The following is a 20,470-nucleotide window of genomic DNA, read 5'->3' as shown; positions in this document are numbered from 1 at the left end:
AAACAAGCTTAATTGACCCTTATGACTACTACATAAGCAGGACATGTGTAAATTAAATTGAACCGCCGTATGCCGAACGGCACGTACGGTGGTGTGAAAGGGGCTAGATCTTAGCCCCTATTCGTTTTAGGGATTTTTATAAATAGAGTATATTAATACTATGAGTCTTGAAATTAATAAAAAACGCTATAGGGACTTTGATTCCTATATGAAGGAAAAATTTCAAAAAAAAATTATCAAATTACCCTTAGATGGGGGCTTTACCTGCCCCAATAGGGACGGAAGCCTATCGAAAGAAGGGTGCATTTTTTGCTCCGAGGCAGGCTCTGGTGAATGGACATTTGGAAAAAAATCTATACAAGATCAAATTTCCCACCAGAAGGCTAGGCTATCAAAGGAAGGAAGAGTTGAGGCCTATCTGGGTTATTTTCAAAATTTTACCAACACCTATGGTGAAGTCGCTAGGCTTAGGAAAATTTATTACGAAGCACTCTCAGCTGATGATGTGATTGGCCTTGCCATAGCAACTAGGGCTGATTGCTTGTCGGATGAGGTCCTTGACCTATTAGAAGAAATTAATGAGAAATATTTTCTGGTAGTTGAGTTGGGGATGCAAAGTGTAAATGATAGGACCCTCAAGCTTATTAATAGGGGCTATGACCATGAGACTTTCAACTTAGGTCTTAGGAAGTTAAAGGATCGTGGCATCAAGGTCCTAGTCCATATGATTGTTGGTTTGCCTTATGAAAATTTTGATGACTACATGAAGGATATAGCCTACATCAATGAGGCCTTCGTCTGGGGAATTAAAATTCATAACCTCTACATAGAAAAAGCTAGTAGGTTTGAAAAATTTTACCAAGAAAAGGGACTTGCCTATAGCATGGATATGGCAGAATATGTTAAAATAGTGGTAGAAATAATTAGGAAGTTAAGACCAGAGATAGTTATAAATAGGTTGACAGGCGATGGGATAAATGACAAAATCGCCTACCCTCTTTGGTCAAAGAACAAGGCTAAGATATTGACAAGTATCGATAAAATGATGAAAGATAAAAATTTTAGACAGGGGGACTTATGGAAAGAAAATTAGATAAGAGATTTTTTACAAACTCACTAAGCGAAGAAGGAACTTATACTGCCAAGGATAGGTCACTACTTTTGGTAGTTGATATCCAGCCAAAGCTTATGGTAACTATGGATAAGGGCGAAAGGACAACTAGGAATACAGTTGGTCTTATCAAGGCATTTAAGAAATATGACATGGCAGTTCTGGCAACAGAGCAATATCCAAAGGGACTTGGCAGATCTGATGAAGAAATTTTGGCAGAAATTGAGGAAGACAAAATTTTTGCCAAGACAAGTTTCAATGCCCTAACACCAGAAGTTTACGATTTCATTAAGGAAAATAAAATTGAAAAAGTCTTTGTGACAGGGGCAGAGGGCCACATTTGCATCTACCAAACCATTAGAAGCCTTTTGGATTTAGGTCTTGATGTATTTTATGTTGACGATGCCATCTCATCTTATAGCGATGAGCTTAAGAAAATTGCCAGAAAATCCTTAAGAGATATGGGTGCTGTTCTTGTAAACACAGAGCTAATCCTCTTTGATCTCGCAGTTGACAGCAAAGACCCTAATTTTAAATTTGTGTCAAATTTGGTAAAAGAACTAAGAAAGTAGGAGAAAAATCACAGATTTACCTAAATGACTATTTTGTAGGGAAAACTACACCTATAAAGACGGAGATAAAAAGAATACTATTCTTAGCTTTTCGTCCGAGACGAAACAATCTTTTCTTTATAATATTAAATAATTGTTTTATATTTTAAAGAACTATTTTATTTACAATTGAATCTTAGCAAAAAGGGGACCCCAAGGGAACGTTTCGCACGTTCCCTCATCGGGTCCCCTTTAAAACCCCTTCCGTTACACCCTCCGGGCGACCCCTCGCGGGGGATATTGTGTTTGCCTATGGCAAACTTTTAATATAGAGGAGCCCCTGTTTAGGTTGGACTAGATTTTAAGTTTTTTGACATTCAGTCGGCTAAAATTTGATAACTCGCTTGCGCTCAGACAATCAAATTTTTTAACGCCTCCTTCATTTACAAAATTCTTTATCTCAAGATTTTTAATTATGGAAATATTATTTTTTTAAGCTCGTTTGGCTTTCGCCAAACATTGCTGGATGAGTCTTACTCGTAGTACTAACGCCATTGCTAATGGAATTGGCACAGTAAAAAAATTAAACTGATGAAATTGTTTGATCGAGGATTTTCGAGATGAAGCAAGCCGTTTGGCGAAGTCTTAATTCGAAAACTACCTTTGATGAGGAATCCAATGAAATAAGGAGCAGGATATTCGTATGGATTTTTATCTTACAAAACAGTAAGACCTTATATATTCTAGGCTAAAAACATAATATTTTTTTGTCAATTTCTTGCTAACTTTTACATTTGGAATAAGGATTTTATAAGAGTATAATAGCCTTGAAATTACTAACGTTTTCTTGGGAAAATTTTTTTATCAAAGGAGATTTAATGTTTAACAAAGATGATTTTAAGGCTGTAAATGCTATAAGGACCCTATCTATCGCTCAAATTGAGAAGGCTAATTCTGGTCATCCTGGCCTACCTATGGGGGCTAGTCCTATGGCTTATGCTTTATTCAACAAGGTTTTAAAGGCAAATCCTTCTAATCCTAGCTTTTTTAATAGGGATAGGTTTGTCTTATCTGCTGGCCATGGTTCTGCTATGCTCTATGCCCTCCTACATTTATCAGGTTATGGTGTTGGCATTGAGGATTTAAAAAACTTTAGGCAAATTGGTTCTATTACTCCAGGCCATCCTGAACTTGGGCTGACTCCTGGTGTTGAGGTGGTGACAGGTCCACTTGGTCAAGGTATAGCTCAGTCTGTGGGGCTTGCTGCAGCTGAAAAACACTTAGCCGGTTTATATAATAAGGAAGATATTAAGATAATCGACCACTACACTTATGCTATTTGTGGTGATGGTGATCTTATGGAAGGTGTTTCTTATGAGGCTATGAGCCTTGCTGGACATTTAAAGCTTGATAAATTAATTATCCTCTATGATTCAAATGATATATGTCTTGACGGAAATCTTTCTACATCTTTTTCTGAATCTGTGAAGGACAGGGTGCTTGCACAAAATTGGGCCTATGACAGGGTTGAAGATGGAGAAGATTTGGAAGCAATCTTAAAGGCAATCGAAAAGGCTAAGGAAAATGATAAGCCAAGCCTAATTGAAATTAAAACTGTGATTGGTTTTGGTTCTAAGAACCAAGGAACAAACAAGGTTCACGGTGCACCTTTAGGGGCTGAAGATTTTGAATTTGCTAAAAAATCTTATGAATGGGATAGCGAAGACTTCGTAATCTCAGATGATATTTACCAAACTTTTAAAAATGGCATTGGTAAGCGTGGTGCAGAAGCTAACGCAGCTTGGGATAAGCTTTTAGAAGAATATGCTGAAAAATATCCGGCTGACTATAAGGAATTAATGGCTGGTATCAATAGAGAACTTCCAGAAAATTTCCTTGATCAGGTTAAAAAATATAGCCACGAAGATAAGCCAATCGCTACTCGTGCATCAAGTGGAGAAATTCTTCAAGACCTTGCAAAAGTTTCTAGAAATATTTGGGGTGGCTCTGCCGACCTATTCTCATCAAACAAGACAAATATAGTTGACTCTGCTTCTTTCAAAGATGACCCAGCAGGAAGAAATATTTGGTATGGTGTGCGTGAATTTGCTATGGCAGCCATAGGTAATGGAATTATGGCCCATGGTGGCAGTTTCCATCATGTATCAACCTTCTTTGTCTTTGCTGACTACCTAAAGGCTGCAGTAAGGTTATCAGCTTTGTCTAACTTGCCACTTTCTTATGTGATGACTCACGATTCTGTGGCAGTAGGTGAGGATGGACCAACCCATGAACCAATCGAGCAACTTGCTATGCTTAGGTCAATCCCAAACACTCTTGTTCTTAGGCCAGCAGATGCTAATGAAACTAGACTTGCTTGGAAAATTGCCTTAGAAAGCAAGGATAAGCCAGTTGTAATTGCCCTTACCCGTCAAAATGTACCAAACCTTGAAGAAACTGAGGGCCTAAAATCAATTGAAAAGGGCGCCTACATCATAAAAGATGTTGAAAATCCAGAGTTAATCCTAATTGCAACAGGATCAGAAGTGGCTGTTGCTATAGAATGTGCAAAGGTGCTTGAAAAAGAAGGCAAGGCTGTGAGGGTTGTTTCTATGCCATCTATGGAATTGTTTAGAGCCCAAGATGCTAGTTATAAAGAAAAAATCCTCCCAAGTGAAATTAGAAATAGGGTTTCAATCGAGATGGGAACATCTTTTGGTTGGGGAGAATTTACAGGTCTTGATGGCTTGAATATCTCAATTGACAGGTTCGGCATTTCAGGACCAGGTGGAGATGTTGCTAAGAAACTCGGTTTTAATACTGAAGATATTGTAGCAAGGATTAAACAAAAATTTTATTAAATTTTAAAGGCTATGGTAAAAGACCATAGCTTTTTTGTGGCAAATTGTATATAATAATAGGAGAATAACCTTAGGAAAGAAGGAAATATGAAAATATTAGAATTACTTGCAGATGGCAATGAAACCATAGAATTACTCACAGTTGTGGATTATCTTAGGAGGGCAGATATCAAAATTGACATGGTATCAACAACAGGGTCTAAGGACCTTGTGACAAGTCATGGCGTAAGATATCAGGCTGATTATTTGCTTGAAGAAATCAATCCTGAAGATTACGATGGAGTTTATATACCAGGTGGTACCAAGGGTGCAGAAACTCTAAGGGATGATGATAGGGTAATAGAGATTGTAAAAAAATTTGAGGCAGCAAATAAATTAATAGCAGCGATTTGCGCAGGACCAATTGTCCTTGATAGGGCAGGTGTCCTAGCTGATAAAAAGGCGACATCTTTTCCGACAATCAAACAAGAGCTTAAGAATGTTGGGGAATATATGGATGATGAAATAGTAGTAACAGATGGCAATGTCACAACAGGTAGGGGTGCTGCTGTTACAAATTATTTGGCTCTTAGACTTATAGAGCTTATCAAGGGCAAGGAAGCGAAAGAGCAAATTAAGTATGGCACCCAACATGCCGCTGTTGAAAATTATTTTGATATAGAATTTTAGGAAAATCATGAAAAACGTCAGGAAAATATTTATACTAGGTGGGGCAAATCTTTTTGCCAAGACGACAATTAAATATGCGCTTGAGCTTGGATATGCTGTGAAGGCAGTCGATCTCATTAGACCGAGTGATCTTGAGGGGCTGCCTAATCTTGAATTTTTCTTGCAGGATTTCTTTTCTCTTTCAGATGCTGAAGCTATAAAACTTATGGATGATTGTGATAGCTTTATTTATGCTGGTGGAGTTAGTGACCTATCTGTGCCAAGAAAGCCTTGTGGTAAATTTTTCTATGAGAGAAATGTTTTGCCAACAGGTAGGGTTGCTAGACTTGCTAGACGTGCTGGCATCAAAAATTTCCTACTTTTGGGAGACTATAAGACAGAACTTGCTGAAAAAAATATAAGTTTGAGGGAAAATGGCTACCACAAGGAGCCTTATATCCAAACCAGGTTTATGCAAGAAGCCATAGCAAATTTTGAGGCAGAACCTTTAATGAATGTGTCTGTTTTAAGACCGGGCGTGGTAATCGGCAAGGCAAACAAATCAATTTTGGAAGCCCACATTGACTTGGTTAAGGCCAATAAAAAAATCCCTGTTACAAAGGGAGTAATTCCTATAATATCAGCCGATGCCCTAGCCAAGGCTGCGATTTATGCCCTAGAGCTTGAGGGAGATAAGAAGACCTATGTTGTTGCAACTTCAAAAATTTCCTACAAGGAAATATATGAAAAAATAATTGAAGTTATGGAAAAAACAGGCGAAAAAACTCTGGTTGAAAAAACCTTCGACGACCTGCTCCCAGCCTATGAAAAGGACATGAAAATCACTGATAATAAGGGACTTGAACATGGGATAAGCCAAGTAAATATGCTAAGGACTATGACCATGGACCTAAGCCTTAAGTCAGATTTTGATTTGGGCGAAGAAGATTTGACCGAAAACCTAACTGAAATGATAAATCTCTACCTAAAAGGAACACCAGTTAAGGCGAAAAAACAAGAATAAGAGCAAAAAAGACTGAATTAACAGTCTTTTTTTTATGAGAAATGATTTATAAAAAATGTAATCACGATAGGGTTGGTGAAGTTAACAGCGATGGCAAGGACTATAGGAAAGATGAACATGCTGGCATCTGCGGGGCCTTTTTCCTCGATTATTGCTTCCATATTTGCCATGGCATTTGGGGTTTGACCAAGGCCAACCCCACAGTGACCGGCAACCATTACAGCCGCATCATAGTCACGCCCCAAGAGGTTGAAGGTTACGAGACTTGTGTAGATGGCGATAAAAATCGCTTGGGCAAGCATGATCACAAGCATAGGACCGGCAAGGGTAAGGATAGCCGAAATATTTAAATTTATAAGGGCTAAGGATAGGAAAAGGCTGAGGGAAATATTTCCAACCAGGTCAATATTATCCATATCTATCGGTTTTTTGATAAAGTCGTAGACATTTCTTACAAGAAGGCCTCCAAACTGGCAACCAACATAGTAAGGGAAGTTAAGACCAGTTTTAGCAAGGATTTTATTGATGAAAGTTCCCAAAAAAGCAGCAAGTCCAATAATGATGATGGCTTTTGTGAGTGTTTTTTGGTTGGTCATTGCTTTTATATCAGCCAAGGTGTCCCTTGAAAGAGCCCCCTTGCTTTGTAAATTATTTTTTGCGATAAGACGTCTTGCTGTAGGGCCTCCTACAAGAGAGCCAGCCAAAAGTCCGAAGGTTGCAGCAGCAACGCCTATGGTAATATTTGACTCAGCGCCCATTTTCTCCATGATTTTGCCAAAACTAATGGCAGATCCAATCCCACCTGTCATTGATGTTGAGCCCATGGCTATGCCATGGAGGGGGTTGATGCCAAAAAATTTAGCTAAGCCCACGCCAATTAGGTTTTGGAGGGGCAAGAGAATTATTATGGCAAGGGCAAGCTTAAGACCCAGGACTCCTGATTTTTTGAGCATGGAAAAGGAAGCTGAAAGGCCTATAGCTGTAAAAAATATATTCATAAAGAAATCTTGGAGGATTTTGTCAAATTCTACACTTGCTATTTTTGTTTCTTTTAAAATAAGAACAAGCATAGAAATGATAAGTCCTCCAATGACTGGACTTGGTATAAAGAAAGTTTTTAAAAAAGAAAATTTGTTTTTTGCTAAGTTGCCAAGGACTAGGGCAATGATTGCTATGCCGAGGCTTTGTAAGATATCTAGTTGTAGGGTCATGGTTTCCTCTTTTTTGGTAATAAAATTCTAAGATGTAGAAATATTATAGTTTTTTTTGTAAAAATAACAATATTTATGGGCTTTTTCTTGAAAAGGCGATGCCTTTTATAATATAATAGTAAGATAGGAGAGAAAGAATGAAAATTTTATTTTACTTATCAGGATTTGCCTTATTTTACGCAATGATAGGCTATCCACTTGTTCTTCTCATTTTGGAAAAGTTTATCAAAAGAAAAAATGATCAGGATTATTCCTATAAGCCTTTTGTTTCTGTGATAATCTCAGCCTACAATGAAGAAGATGTGATTGAAAAAAAGCTAGAAAACATAATAAAAACTCAGTATCCTTCCTATGAGGTAATAATTGCTAATGATGCTTCAAATGACAGGACAGTTGAGATTTGTGAAAAATTTATAAAAGAGAACCCAGCTTACAATATCAGGGTCAACACCGTAGTAAACCACCTAGGTAAGACCAATGCCCAAGATGAGGCTGTTGAGGTTGCAAGAGGCGAGATTATTGTATTTTCAGATGCAAATTCTATGTTTAAAACAGATGCAATCGACGAACTTGTTTCATATTTCACAGCAGATGATATTGAATATGTTTGTGGGTCATTAATCTATATGGAAGATGTGGATGTTTCTTCTGCTGTAGCGGAAAATACCTATTGGAACTTTGAGCTTAAGCTAAGAAAAATCGAGTCAAATATAAAGACAATTGTAAATGGAAATGGAGCTATTTATGCCGTAAGAAAGAAGGATTACAGGCACATAGACTTGGTTAATAGCCATGACTATGAGCTTCCTTTATATGCTGGACTTAACCACAAGAGAGCCCTTTATAATCCAAAGGCAATCGCTGTTGAAAAGGCGGGCCAAACCACAGCCGATGAGTTTAAGAGAAAGGTAAGGATGCAAAGAAGGATTCTTACAAATATCTTTACTAATCTAAGAAGGCTAAATATTTTTGAATATGGTTGGTTTTCGTTTTTCCACTTTGGCCATAAGACCCTAAGGTATATGCAGGCATTTTTTCACATTGTCCTATTTATAGCTAACCTTGGTGTTTTAAATGATGGAATATTTTATAAACTATTTTTCCTAGGCCAAGTTGCCTTTTACACCCTAGCTGTAATCGGCCAGTTATCAGGAGCAAAGAGTAAGGTATTTTATTTTCCGAGATATTATTGCGCCATGATGCTCGCCCAAATCCTAGGAGGATATAAGGAACTTAAGGGTGGCTCAAAGGCTACTTGGGAAAAGGCAGAAACAACAAGGAAACTATGAGAGTTGAAGTGTTAATCTCCGCTATGAATGTGGAGGATATAAATTTTTATAAGAAGTTTAACTTAGAATGTGATGCCCTTATCATAAACCAGGCTGGTAAAAACGCTTATGAAGAAGTCTATGATGGTGGCAAAAAAATCAGAATGATTACCACAGACACAAGGGGTCTTGCGGTATCCCGTAACCTTGCTCTTCTAAATTCAACTGCGGATGTAGTTATTTTCGCAGATGATGATGAGGTTTTTGAAGAGGGTTATCTAGAAAGAATCAAAGATGGTTTTATAGAACATCCAGATGTTGATTTTTTCGTATTTAAGACTATAGTTTACCAGGGTGGCAAGGAAATAATTAAGGTTAAGGAAGAAAAAAATCTTAGTTTCTATAACTGTCTAAGGTATGGATCAGTCCACTTTGTTTTTAGAAGAGAAGTCTTGGCGAGAGAAAATTTATACCTAAATACTCTCTTTGGATCAGGGACAAATATAGGATCTGGTGAAGATTCGATTTTTATCCTATCAGCCATTAGAAAAGGACTGAAGGTAAGGACTAACAAAAGCCTAATTGCCAAGGTTTACAACGATAATTCAAACTGGTTTGAAGGATATAATGAAAAGTATTTCTACGATAAGGGAGTCCTAGCAAGGGCACTTTTCCCTAGATTATACAAACTATATATAGGGTATTTTCTGTATTCGCACCCGGAAATGCTTAGAGAAATAAAAAAAGAAAAAGCAAAAGAAAAAATGTATGAGGGTGCTAGAGATTTTGGAGGATATAATGGAAAATAGAAAATCGAAGTTTACAGCGTTCTTATCATCTATTATAGCTGGTGTAATTGTGGCCATGGTTGTATATTTTGGCCTCAATATTGCAGGTTATAAGGAATATAGAGCTTCCGCAAAACTTGTTACAACTTCTGTAGAAAATTTAACTGAAACTAACCCTGCAGAGGGCTATGCAGCAACCCTAAATTCCAAGGCGATTAAGGAGAGGACCTTAGCAAACTTAAAAATAGATTGGCCTGTATCTAAGCTTGATAATAAACTTAGCCTAACACCAATTGCAAGCTCACCAATAATTGAAATTTCAGTAACAGATACCAATAAGCTAAGGGCAGAAGACCTTGCTGATGAGTATGCTGATTTGTCAATGACCGTTATAAATAATATTTATAACACCGGGGCAAATGTGATGGAATATGCCTACAAAAATGCAAACGCAGTTGATAATACTCTAAATTATGCGATTTATGCTGGACTTGCAGGATTTGTAATTTATCTTGTAATCTCCCTAGTATCTGTAAGTCGCCACAACCATAAGCTTAATAAAGGTGGGATTAAGGGTAAAAAAAAGTTAGAAAAAAAAGCTAAGGACCAGGTTAAGAAGAACAAAGACTTAATCGAAGAAAATGAAGAAGCCTTAGTAGATAAGTTTGATGACGAAATAGACGATAAAGATTATGATTTAGAAGATGAATTTGAACAATCTTATAAAGATGAGGAGCCTTTTGAAGAAGTTAAGGAAGGAACAAGACCTCTTAGCCCAGTAGATGAGGTAGCTGATGAAGACTTTGAAGCCACAAGGAAGTTAGATAGCAAAGATATAGAAATGGCAAGAAAACAAGATGAGCAAAGGGCTGAGGAAGTAAACGAGGAAGAAAGAGACGCTAACAAGCTTGAAATTTTGGGCAAACTTCCAAAATATCAGAGAGGAGCTTTAGATGTTTAGAAGAAAAAAAGTTGATGAAAAAAAAGAAATCCTCCTCCAAGCTTTTTACAATCTTGAAGATAAGCTAACAAGAAACCTAGGAGTTGATGATGTAGTGATTGCCTTTACTGCGACTGATGATATGGTTATGAAAATGGATTCTATTTATATCATGGCAGGTCATCTTGCAGAAGAGGATGAAAGAATCCTTGTAATAGATGCAAACCTAAGGGCAGATGAACTTGAAGAAATGAAAGGTTTCTACAACAAAAGAGGTTTTGTTGATTGTCTTTTGGGAGATTTTAGACTTGATGATGTTATTGTTAGGGAAAGTGACAACCTTCACCTACTAATGACAGGTAGGGTTAGCGAATATGAAGATATGTACCTAGAGCCTTCTGCAATCACTAATTTTTTTGCAGATTGCAAGGATAGGTATGACTATGTATTTATAAATACAAAGGAAAATATCGGCATAGCTGAGTCTAATGTATTTTGTGGCCTTGCTGATAAGACAGTAATCTTTAGCACAGAGGCAAATTTAAAATCTTACCTCCTTGAGGAATCTAAAAGCCAGCTAGAAAAAGCGGGTGCTGATATCAAGGGAGTTATAATTTCAGATTATGTCTACGAAGACAATGAACTTGATGACCTTTTTGGAGGCAAATAATGAAAAAGATAAGTGCGATTTTAGCCCTAGTCCTAGTATTTTCTCTTACATCTTGCATGAATGATTCATATACATCAGTAAGACATCCTGAAAATGCTGAAAGTGAATCCGTTGAAAAAACTAAGGAAAATGAGGCAAAAAAAGCAGAAAACGAAGATCAAAAAGAAGAAAAAACTGAAGAAGAAGTGACTGATAAGGTTAGGGATGAAATATCAGATGGGGTTGAGTTTAGGGTGGAAGATACTGTAAATATGCGTCTTGCTCCATCAGAAAACTCTGCTATAGTTTCTGAAGTTGGACCAGATGATGAAATCCTAAACCTAGGAGAGACTGAAGGTTGGACCAGGGTAACTGTAAATGGCAAAACTGGATATATAAGATCAGACCTTTTAACAAAAAATTAAGCTAATGAGGTTGTTAATTTTCTAACAACCTCTAATTTTATGTCATCTTTCTATAAAGATATGTTATAATAAAAGCAGAGAGGTTTAAATGATTGATATAATAAAAAATATGTTTATGCCAATCTTTACGGTAGTTGCTGTAATTAGCCTTATAAACTTTCTAGTGGATGGCAGGAAGCTATCTATTTATGTAAGTGTGGTCACCGGATTTATTGCCGCCATTTTATTGGTTGTATCTGTGATAAATCCAAATAGCGATTTGTTCATGCAATTGTATTTATTGTTATTTTTATTATCGATTTCGCTGGTGATTTTGGCTTTGCAAAAGCAAATTGATGCCTTTACTTGGATTGGGATAGCCCTTATGGTTGTAATGTTGTACTTATTATTAAGATTTCCATTAATATGAAAAAGAGGACTATATGATTAATATCAAAAACTTAAAGAAAATTTACGACAATGGTTATGAGGCTTTAAAGTCTGTAAACCTTGATATCAAAGATGGGGCTTTGGTGACCCTGCTTGGACCTAGTGGGTGTGGTAAGTCCACAATCCTTAACATCATCGCCGGTATTTTGGATCCAACAGATGGAGATATAGAATTTGACGGTGAATCTATTGTAAATAAACACCCAAAAGACCGTGATATTGGTATGGTTTTTCAAAATTATGCCCTCTATCCACATATGACTGTTCTTGAAAATATAATTTTTCCCCTAGTTGTTGGAGAACATAAGATTAAAAAAGAAGAAGCGATTAAGATTGCCCAAAAATATATGGATTTGACCTATATTACCGATATTCAAAACAAAAGACCAAAGGAAATTTCTGGTGGTCAACAACAAAGGGTGGCTATAGCTAGAGCCTTAGTTAAAAATCCAAAGACTCTCTTACTTGACGAGCCACTTTCAAACCTTGATGCTAGACTTAGACTTTCTATTAGGGAAGAGATTAGAAATATTGTAAAAACAGTTGGAGTAACAACAATTTTTGTAACCCATGATCAAGAAGAGGCTCTTTCAATCAGTGATTACATAGCCCTCATGGATAAGGGGGTTATCCAACAATATGATATTCCACAAAATCTTTACCTCGAACCAGCCAACCTTTTTGTAGCGAAATTTATTGGTAATCCAATTATAAATATTTACGATGTAGAAAATAAGGGAGATGTCTTTGCCAACGGGGACTTACTTATCAATAAAGAAAAATTAATTGATTCAAGAAAAAAATCAGACCTTAGTGGTAAGACCTACCAAGTAGGGATTAGACCTGAGCATTTCAAGCTTGACCCAAATGGAGATTTGGAAATTGAAGTTGAGTCACGCGAGATGATTGGTAGGTATATGATCCTCCACTTTAATTTAAACGGACAAGCCTCAAGGATGGTTGTTGATTCAGCCCTTGCGATAAATCCAAAAGATAAGGTGAGGGTAGCAGTTGACCATAAGGCAATCTACCTATTTACAGAAGATGGGGAAAGGGTCTACTAATGAAAAAGAAAATGACCTACAGGGCAGAGTCCACTAACAAGGCTTGGATCTTTCTTCTACCAGCCCTGTTTTTTATCTTAGTATTTAACGTATATCCACTCTTTAGGACTTTTTACATGGCTGTCCACAGCAATAATATCCTAAAGCCAGAATTTGTTGGATTAGCAAATTTTCCAGCAGTTTTTCATGACAAATTGTTCGTCCTCGCCATGAAGAATACCCTAATATATTCGATTACAGTTGTGCCTTTGTCAATCATAATATCAATGTTCATAGCCTTGATTTTGAATGAAAAAATAAGGGGCAACAAGTTTTTTGAAACAATTTTCTTCATACCTTACCTAACAAGTGTTATCGCTGTTGGTATTGTTTTTAGGTATTTATTTAATGGTCAATACGGCTTTATCAACCACATGCTATCCTTTATTGGAGTAGGCCCTATAGAATTTTTAAATAATCCTGACTACAATATGCTTGCCGCTATCATCTTTGGTGTATGGAATGGGCTTGCCTTTAATATTATCGTAATATTGGCTGGTCTAAGGGGGATAGACAAGGATTATTACAAGATAGCTGACACCTTTGGTGCAAGTGGCTGGGAACAGTTTAAAAAAATAACCCTCCCACAGCTAACAAATATAATTACCTTTTTGTTTTTGACAAGTTTTATAGCAAGTTTTAAGGTTTATAACCAAATCTTCGCTTTATTTAATGGTAAGGCGGGTGTAGGAAATAGGCTAGTAACCGCAGTGTTCTATATTTATAAAAAATTCTACGTAGAGTACCGTTACGGCCAAGCCATGGCGGCTGCCGTGATTTTGTTCTTATTCCTTTTAGTTATGACCTTTGTCCAAAGAGCAATCATAAGAAAGATAGCGAGGTAGGAGATGAAAAAGATTTTTAAAGGCCTAGCCTTCATATTTATAATACTAATGGCAGCTGTGACCCTCTTTCCATTCCTCTACATGATTGCATCAGCCCTTATGAGTTTTAGGGAGGTAACTTCTATACCACCAAAACTTTTGCCGGCAAGTCCACAATTTGTAAACTTTGCTGAGGCGATGAAGGCAGCACCTTTTGAAAGGTATTTTGTAAATACAGTTTTTGTATCACTAATAAACACACTTGGAACTTTGACAACAACAGTTCTTGCCGCCTTCGCCCTAAACTTTATGAACTTTAAGGGTAAAAATATTTTGCAAAACTTCATGTTAGCTCTTTTGATGGTTCCATTTGAAATAATTATTTTTACAAACTATTCAACAATAGCAAAACTTGGACTTCTTGATACCTATGCTGCTCTTATAATTCCTTTTATGGCATCAGTATTTTATATTTTCTATCTAAAAGAATTTTTAAAATCTGTCCCAAGGGAGTTTTATAATGTGGCTAAGGTTGATGGAGCGAGTGATTTTGAATTTATAAGAAAAGTTATGATTCCAATGTGCAAGCAAAGTCTATTTACCATTGGACTTTTAAACTTTATTACAGGTTGGAATTCATTCTTGTGGCCAATCCTTGTTACAAACACAAAGGACATGAGACTTATCTCAAATGGTCTATCAGCCTTTGCAACAGAAGCAGGGCAATTAATCCACCTACAAATGGCAGCATCAACCATTACCGTCCTTCCAATCTTAATCCTTTACTTCATTTTTAGGAAGCAAATCCTAAGGGGAGTTTCTTTTGGAGGAATTAAGGGATAAGGATTGAACAAAATTACTTTTAAGGGTATATATTAAATGTAAGAATGATGAGTTTGCTTGTAAACAAACTTAGGTGAATTTTTTTAAAAGGGGAAGAAATGAAGAAAAAATTAACATTACTTGCAGCTTTAGTTTTATCTATTGGAATGTTTTCAGCTTGTGGAAACAAGGCAAAAGAAGAAGCTCCAAAAGAAGAAACTAAGGTAGAAGAAAAAGCCGAAGAAGGCAAAGAAAAAGCTAAAGATGGTCAAACAGAAGTAGTATTCTGGCATGCTATGGGTGGCGGACAAGGTGAAGCTCTTGAAGGTCTTGTTAAAGATTTTGAAAAGGAAAATCCAGATATTAAAATCACTCTCCAACACCAAGGCGGTTATAAGGATCTTAACCAAATCTTAGTTGCAACCATGCAATCACCTAAAGACCTACCAACTATTACCCAAGCTTATCCAGACTGGATGCTACAATTTAGCGAAGCTGGTATGGTAGCTGACCTTACTGACAGAGTTAAGGGTGAAAATGGTATCGAAGATTACGACGATATCTTCCAAGGCGTAAGGGATGAAATAGAACAAGATGGTAAAATCATCGGTATTCCATTTAATAAATCAACAGAAGTTTTATGGTACAACCAAGACATCTTTGATGAACTTGGTCTTAAAAATCCTACAAACTTTGAAGAACTAAAAGAAGTAGCTAAGAAAATCAAAGCTAAGAAAAATATTCCAGCTTTCGGTTGGGATGCACTTTCTAACTTCTATGTAACCTACCTAAAGAACAAAGGAATTGACTTTGGTCCAGACTTAGACGTTACTTGCCCAGAATCAATCGAAGCAATCAAATATTACCTAGATGGTATCAAAGAAGGTTACTTTAGAATTGCAGGTACTGACCAATACCTATCAGGCCCATTCTCAAACCAACAATTAGCTGGCTACATCGGTTCAAATGCTGGTGAAGTATATGTTAAAGAAGGTGTTGATGGCAAATTCAAATATGCTGCGCAAGTATATCCTGCAGAAAAAGCTGTTCAACAAGGTACAAACATCTATATGTTTGAAGGCGCAAGCGATGAACAAAAAGATGCAGCATTTAAATTCCTTAAATTCGTAGCAAGCAAGGAAAGCCAAATCAAATTCGCTCTAGGAACAGGCTACATGCCAGCTAGAAAATCAGCAGTTGAAGATGACAGCTACAAGAACTCTGATTCTGTAATCGCAAAAATCCTTGCACCAGCAAGTGAAAAATTATTCTCAAGACCACTTGTACCAGGTAGCCAACAAGCTTACAACGACGTAGCAAGCAAACTTGAAGAAATCCTATCAAATCCAAATTCTGATGTAGAAGCAGAAATGAAAGCTTTCGCACCACAATTTAAAGCAGATTTCGAAAAATAAAATAAAATGAAAAACTCCCGGCAAGGGAGTTTTTTTGTTGTACACTTAAGTGAGTTGAGCGAACGAAAGAGAGCAAACAAGAAACCACCTGCTATGCAGGTGGAGGGATTAAGCTTTAGTTTCAAGCACCAAGAAAACCCCCTTAAAGTATAATTGTGATAGTTACATACACAATTAAACAAGGAGGTAATCTTGGATAAAAATACTTTTTAAGCAGTAGTTGGGATAGTGGTGCATGTGATAGAATACTCGGAGCTCCAATAGGAGCGTACCGGTATTCGCGCCTTATAGGCGCTGTGCAAACTACCAGCTAAGCTGGTAGTTTTGATTCAAGTAAGTTAGACTTCTATATTCTAATAAAAAAGCAATACAAGATTAGAATCAATGAAGAAACTGTAAGAGATATATGGATAAATTTTTAATAAATGATATTTTCTTCTATTTTTTTCTTAGCCTCAAGAAGTTTTTCTTTGAGTTTATCATAATTTTTAAATTTAAGCCTTGATGTTGGACCTGATATGCTCATAGCAGCGATTACTTCACCATCTTTTTTTATAGAAGTAGCGATACAGGATAGGCCATATTCGTACTCCTCGTTGTCATAAGATAGGTCGTTTTTTAAGATTTCTTCCTTTTCCTTTAGGAAATCATCTAGTCTTGTAATTGTATTTATGGTTCTTTTTTCTAGCTTGTCATTAAAATATTCTTTTAAGCTAGCTTCATCCATATAAGCAAGAAAAATTTTACCAGTGCTTGAGCAGTAAAGGTCTGATTCTGGTGGCATATTAGCTTGGAGGGTGTAGTATTCTCCATCAACATATACAATATTATAGGCCTTGTTCTTTTGATTTACAGCTAAATTTATTGACTCTCCTATAAGGTCAGCGAAGTCTTTTAGGATATCTTTTGAGTATTTTATCAACAAAGTATCCTTGTTAAGACTAGGTTTTAAGCTATGTATTTTGTAGCCTATGGCATACTCATCATCACTTGTTGAAATCAAATAATCAATTTCTTCCAAGGATTTTAGTATTCTAAAAACAGTTGATTTTGGAATATCCAAATTTTTTGATATCTCTCTTACCCCAGCCTGTCCCTTGGCATTTATAAAATCCATAATTTTTCCTGCATTTATAATTGACTGAATGGTATCCGATTTTGGGCTCATTATAGCCTCCTTCCTATATATATTTTAATACATATATGAAAAAAAGAAAAATATATTATAAAGTTAAGATTTTAATTGTAAAAAAAAATTAATAGTATATAATGTATAAAAAGGGACGATGTCCCGAAAATGAAAAAAGGAGTTTGTATGACTAAGAACGTTGGAAAAAGTAATATAATTAAATTTATATTAGGAACTTTATTTGGAGTATTTTTTGTTTTAGTGCCTTTTAATTTTGATGGGAAGGTAGATACTGTTCTATTTTACTATGTAAAATTATTTGTAAGTAAGTTCAATAACATTCTTACACCCCTGGTAGTTTTGTGCATTTGTTTTAGTGCCTTAATTTCCTTGTTTAACTTGTTTAATAATAGGACTTACTTTGCGAATGACAGGCTTATGAAAAAATTATTTGTTACATCACCATTTTATGTAGCAAATAGGATTATAGGAGCTATTTTAGCACTTATGATCTACTTTAAAGTAGGACCTGACTTTATTATTTCAGAAGATACTGGTGGCTCTATGTTATCATTAGCAACTCAACTTTCTGTTGTTGTTCCATCCATGCTTTTATTTCAAACCTTTATCCTAGAATTTGGAGCTATGGAATTTTTGGGACAGTTTGTTGGAAAGATAGTAAAACCGCTTTTTAAAGTTTCAGAAATTTGTGCGACAAGCATAATAAGCGCTTGGGTAGGACCTGGAAATGCAGCGATTATGGGAACTAGCGAGTTGTTTGACCAAGGATATTACACTCTTAGAGAAGCAGCAATCATATCTACACAATTTACAACTGGTAGTATAGGTTGGGTAGTTGTTGTTTCCTCAGTACTCGGAGTTATGGATTACTTTGGTTCTATATTATTGGGTTTATTTTTAGTCTCTATTATAGTTGCCTTCATATCTGTTAGAATAAAACCAGTTTCTTCTTATGCTGATGTATATTCAGAAAGTAATAAGGCAACAAGAATTAAAAACGATACAGCTAAGCAAGGAAGTGTTATAGCAAGAGCAACTGAGGAAGCTTCAAACAGAGCATCCCAAGTAACAAGTAAAAATTTCATCTCAAAGATTGATAATATGACCTTCTATATATTTTGGTTAACACCAATAATAGTTTTCTGGGGGACTGCTGCCCTTATTTTAGCAACACATACACCAGTTATTTCCTATGTATCTTTACCAATAGAGTGGATTTTATCTTTTATGGGAGTTGAGGAATCTAAGGTGGCTGCAAGTGCTATAATGTCAGGCATAGCAGATAACTACTTGCCAGTTATTATAGGAGAATCAATCCAAAGTGTTCAAACTAGAGTAATAGTCGCGATGATGAGTATTATATCTATAATCTACCTATCAGAAACAGCAACCTTACTTACATCTACAAAAATGGTTCCAAGATTTATTGATGTAATTATCATCTTTTTGGAAAGAACATTCATAGCTCTACCATTTGTCGTTTTGTTCGTAAAATTAATAGCTTAGGAGGTTATATATGGTAAAAATTGTTAGATTATTCGAAGATAATATGAATGAAGTCGAAGAAAAAACTATAAAAGAATTGGGATTTTGTGCTGAAGTTTTGGTAAGACCATCCACAACAGAAGAAGAAGTTATTGAAAATGCAAAAGATGCTGATGTAATCATAGCTGTGTATGAACCCTTAACAAAGAAGGTCTTAGAATCCTTACCAAATCTTAAGATGGTTATGTACAGGTCTATAGGATTTAACTCAATTGACCTAGACTTTGCCAACGAAATCAAACTTCCAGTGGGCCACTGTAGCCAGTATTGTACACAAGAAGTAGCTGATTGGGTCTTGGGATCCATCCTTATGCACAATAGGAGATTGTATGATTTCAATAATTCTGTAAAAATTGACAAAAAATGGGACTGTGAGTTATTTCCAAGTATGAGAAGATTAGCCGAGCAAAAGGTTGGGCTCATTGGCTTTGGAAGCATACCAAGATTAGTTACAAAGAGATTAGCGGCATTTGGGGCAGATGTTTTAGCTTATGATCCTTTTGTTTCTGATGAAGACTTTGAAAAACTTGGTGTAAAAAAAGCGAGCCTTGAAGAAATATTTGAAAAATGCGATTATATATCCTCCCATCTTCCTCTAAATGAAAGTACAGAAAAACTTATAGACAAAAAGCTTTTCTCTCTTGTAAAAGAAGAAGCGGTGTTTATCAATTCTTCAAGAGGAGGAGTGGTGAATGAAGATGACCTCTATGATGCTCTAAAGGAAGGGAAACTTTCTTATGCAATCTTAGATGTACTTTCCACCGAACAGCCAGATGTTTACAATAATAAACTTATCAATCTAGATAAGGTATTTATAACCCCGCACATAGCTTTCTATTCACAAGATGCCTTCAAGCAAGGGGCGGTAGATACTATAAATAATATCTACAAATACTTCAAGGGCGATTACACAAAAGCCGAGTTGGTAAATTTAAAGCATATAAACTAAAAAAATCTAAACCAAGACCTATCTAAGAAATTAGATGAACTTTTAAAACTTCAAAAAGAGAACAATGAGAAAAAAGAAGATAATAAATCTCAAGATAAAAAGTGGGACGAACTTTTAAAAGCTGATGACAAGAATATCCTAAATCAATTTGGTCTTAACAAGATGAAAGAGCAAGAGGAACAACAAGGCAAAAAGCAAGTTAAAGATGAAAAAGAATTTGCAGTTTTCCAAGTAGACAAAAAGTTCTATAACATTATCAATAAAGATGGTAATACAACAGTCTATATGGATGTAAAAACTTATGTAGACCAAGGAAGAACTATGATTCCAGTACTACAATTCTAAAGAATTTAAATTATGTCACCCGAAATGTCACTCAAAATGTCACCCAAAGTGAGGGGCAAAGTGAGGGTGAAAATGAAGGTCAAAATGACGGTAAAAAGTTAAAACCAAAAGATAGACGAAATAAGATAGTGAAACTTATGAAAGAAAATTCAAACATAACAACAATTGAATTATCTCATATATTATTGGTGTCTGTAAGCACTATAGAAAGAGATTTAAAATTCTCACAGATGAGAAAACAATCGAGTAATAGGCAGTGCTAGGAATGGCTATTGGAAAGTTAATAAATAAAATAGTGAATTTATCTAAAAAATTATATTTATGGATAGAAAACAACAAAAGGGGCTGTTGCATAAGTCCCAACATAGAAAAAAGACGAGGAAACTAAACATCCTCGTCTTTTTCTGATACA

At 35.9% G+C, this 20,470-nt stretch carries 20 protein-coding genes and 1 pseudogene; 19 read left to right on the top strand and 2 right to left on the bottom strand.

The window, feature by feature from the left end; all coding sequences use genetic code 11:
• Nucleotides 1-160 precede the first annotated feature (160 nt).
• From HMPREF1630_RS05815 to HMPREF1630_RS09240, 5 genes are all read left to right on the top strand, one after another.
• On the top strand, nt 161-1,093 hold the full coding sequence (locus HMPREF1630_RS05815; RefSeq protein ID WP_037327968.1) for a TIGR01212 family radical SAM protein: 933 nt from the start codon (nt 161-163) through the stop codon (nt 1,091-1,093).
• Nucleotides 1,078-1,683, top strand: coding sequence for an isochorismatase family protein (locus tag HMPREF1630_RS05810; RefSeq protein ID WP_004827862.1), 606 nt, complete (start codon nt 1,078-1,080; stop codon nt 1,681-1,683). The genes HMPREF1630_RS05815 and HMPREF1630_RS05810 overlap by 16 nt, the downstream gene beginning before the upstream one ends.
• 857 nt (nt 1,684-2,540) lie before the next feature.
• Nucleotides 2,541-4,523: a transketolase gene (gene tkt / locus HMPREF1630_RS05805; protein WP_037327966.1), complete on the top strand. Its 1,983-nt coding sequence runs from the start codon at nt 2,541-2,543 to the stop codon at nt 4,521-4,523.
• Nucleotides 4,524-4,610: 87 nt separating this feature from the next.
• The gene (locus tag HMPREF1630_RS05800; RefSeq protein WP_037327963.1) at nt 4,611-5,192 is read left to right on the top strand and encodes a DJ-1 family glyoxalase III; all 582 of its coding nucleotides are present in this window, start codon (nt 4,611-4,613) and stop codon (nt 5,190-5,192) included.
• 7 nt (nt 5,193-5,199) lie between these two features.
• Nucleotides 5,200-6,195 carry an NAD-dependent epimerase/dehydratase family protein gene (locus HMPREF1630_RS09240; RefSeq protein WP_052039388.1) on the top strand — a complete coding sequence of 332 codons (996 nt, stop codon included), beginning with the start codon at nt 5,200-5,202 and terminating at the stop codon, nt 6,193-6,195.
• 32 nt (nt 6,196-6,227) lie between these two features.
• Here HMPREF1630_RS09240 and HMPREF1630_RS05790 read toward each other — a convergent pair whose 3' ends face one another.
• On the bottom strand, nt 6,228-7,406 hold the full coding sequence (locus HMPREF1630_RS05790; RefSeq protein WP_037327962.1) for a sodium/glutamate symporter: 1,179 nt from the start codon (nt 7,404-7,406) through the stop codon (nt 6,228-6,230).
• 137 nt (nt 7,407-7,543) lie between these two features.
• Here HMPREF1630_RS05790 and HMPREF1630_RS05785 point away from each other — a divergent pair, with 137 nt between their 5' ends.
• The 10 genes from HMPREF1630_RS05785 to HMPREF1630_RS05740 all read left to right on the top strand — a co-directional run bounded on the left by HMPREF1630_RS05785 (nt 7,544) and on the right by HMPREF1630_RS05740 (nt 16,069).
• Entirely contained in the window at nt 7,544-8,695 is a 1,152-nt protein-coding gene (locus tag HMPREF1630_RS05785) for a glycosyltransferase (protein WP_004827872.1), read from the top strand.
• Nucleotides 8,662-9,483 carry a glycosyltransferase family 2 protein gene (locus HMPREF1630_RS05780; RefSeq protein ID WP_231549517.1) on the top strand — a complete coding sequence of 274 codons (822 nt, stop codon included), beginning with the start codon at nt 8,662-8,664 and terminating at the stop codon, nt 9,481-9,483. Before HMPREF1630_RS05785 ends, HMPREF1630_RS05780 begins: the two co-directional genes overlap by 34 nt.
• Complete coding sequence (locus HMPREF1630_RS05775; protein WP_004827875.1) at nt 9,473-10,423, top strand: YveK family protein; 951 nt, start codon at nt 9,473-9,475, stop codon at nt 10,421-10,423. The genes HMPREF1630_RS05780 and HMPREF1630_RS05775 overlap by 11 nt, the downstream gene beginning before the upstream one ends.
• Complete coding sequence (locus HMPREF1630_RS05770) at nt 10,416-11,072, top strand: tyrosine-protein kinase family protein (RefSeq protein WP_004827877.1); 657 nt, start codon at nt 10,416-10,418, stop codon at nt 11,070-11,072. Before HMPREF1630_RS05775 ends, HMPREF1630_RS05770 begins: the two co-directional genes overlap by 8 nt.
• Nucleotides 11,072-11,476 carry an SH3 domain-containing protein gene (locus tag HMPREF1630_RS05765; protein ID WP_037327960.1) on the top strand — a complete coding sequence of 135 codons (405 nt, stop codon included), beginning with the start codon at nt 11,072-11,074 and terminating at the stop codon, nt 11,474-11,476. The genes HMPREF1630_RS05770 and HMPREF1630_RS05765 overlap by 1 nt, the downstream gene beginning before the upstream one ends.
• Nucleotides 11,477-11,564: 88 nt before the next feature.
• Nucleotides 11,565-11,885, top strand: coding sequence for a hypothetical protein (locus tag HMPREF1630_RS05760; protein ID WP_004827880.1), 321 nt, complete (start codon nt 11,565-11,567; stop codon nt 11,883-11,885).
• 13 nt (nt 11,886-11,898) lie between these two features.
• The gene (locus HMPREF1630_RS05755) at nt 11,899-12,969 is read left to right on the top strand and encodes an ABC transporter ATP-binding protein (protein ID WP_004827883.1); all 1,071 of its coding nucleotides are present in this window, start codon (nt 11,899-11,901) and stop codon (nt 12,967-12,969) included.
• Entirely contained in the window at nt 12,969-13,853 is an 885-nt protein-coding gene (locus HMPREF1630_RS05750) for a carbohydrate ABC transporter permease (protein ID WP_037327959.1), read from the top strand. Before HMPREF1630_RS05755 ends, HMPREF1630_RS05750 begins: the two co-directional genes overlap by 1 nt.
• Before the next feature lie 3 nt (nt 13,854-13,856).
• Entirely contained in the window at nt 13,857-14,675 is an 819-nt protein-coding gene (locus HMPREF1630_RS05745) for a carbohydrate ABC transporter permease (protein WP_004827887.1), read from the top strand.
• Between the two features lie 98 nt (nt 14,676-14,773).
• On the top strand, nt 14,774-16,069 hold the full coding sequence (locus tag HMPREF1630_RS05740; RefSeq protein ID WP_037327957.1) for an extracellular solute-binding protein: 1,296 nt from the start codon (nt 14,774-14,776) through the stop codon (nt 16,067-16,069).
• Nucleotides 16,070-16,487: 418 nt separating this feature from the next.
• On the opposite strand, the gene HMPREF1630_RS05735 is transcribed toward HMPREF1630_RS05740, so the two are convergent.
• Entirely contained in the window at nt 16,488-17,237 is a 750-nt protein-coding gene (locus HMPREF1630_RS05735; protein ID WP_052039387.1) for an IclR family transcriptional regulator, read from the bottom strand.
• Between the two features lie 147 nt (nt 17,238-17,384).
• Here HMPREF1630_RS05735 and HMPREF1630_RS09645 point away from each other — a divergent pair, with 147 nt between their 5' ends.
• The 4 genes and pseudogenes from HMPREF1630_RS09645 to HMPREF1630_RS09740 all read left to right on the top strand — a co-directional run bounded on the left by HMPREF1630_RS09645 (nt 17,385) and on the right by HMPREF1630_RS09740 (nt 20,321).
• The gene (locus HMPREF1630_RS09645; RefSeq protein WP_037327956.1) at nt 17,385-18,725 is read left to right on the top strand and encodes a YjiH family protein; all 1,341 of its coding nucleotides are present in this window, start codon (nt 17,385-17,387) and stop codon (nt 18,723-18,725) included.
• A 10-nt stretch (nt 18,726-18,735) separates the two neighbouring features.
• Complete coding sequence (locus HMPREF1630_RS05725; protein ID WP_004827894.1) at nt 18,736-19,713, top strand: C-terminal binding protein; 978 nt, start codon at nt 18,736-18,738, stop codon at nt 19,711-19,713.
• Nucleotides 19,714-20,046 (top strand): annotated as a pseudogene (locus tag HMPREF1630_RS09640) (hypothetical protein); the annotation flags it as partial. It abuts the gene before it with no gap.
• A 149-nt stretch (nt 20,047-20,195) separates the two neighbouring features.
• A complete protein-coding gene (locus HMPREF1630_RS09740) occupies nt 20,196-20,321 on the top strand; it encodes a hypothetical protein (RefSeq protein WP_331279819.1) in 126 nt (41 codons plus the stop codon).
• The last annotated feature ends 149 nt before the right edge of the window (nt 20,322-20,470 follow it).

Origin of the sequence: Anaerococcus lactolyticus S7-1-13 (assembly GCF_000758765.1) — a bacterium.
Taxonomy (GTDB): Bacteria; Bacillota; Clostridia; order Tissierellales; family Peptoniphilaceae; genus Anaerococcus; species Anaerococcus lactolyticus.
Note: the sequence above shows the minus strand (reverse complement) of the source record. Positions and strands in the feature narration are given on the sequence as shown.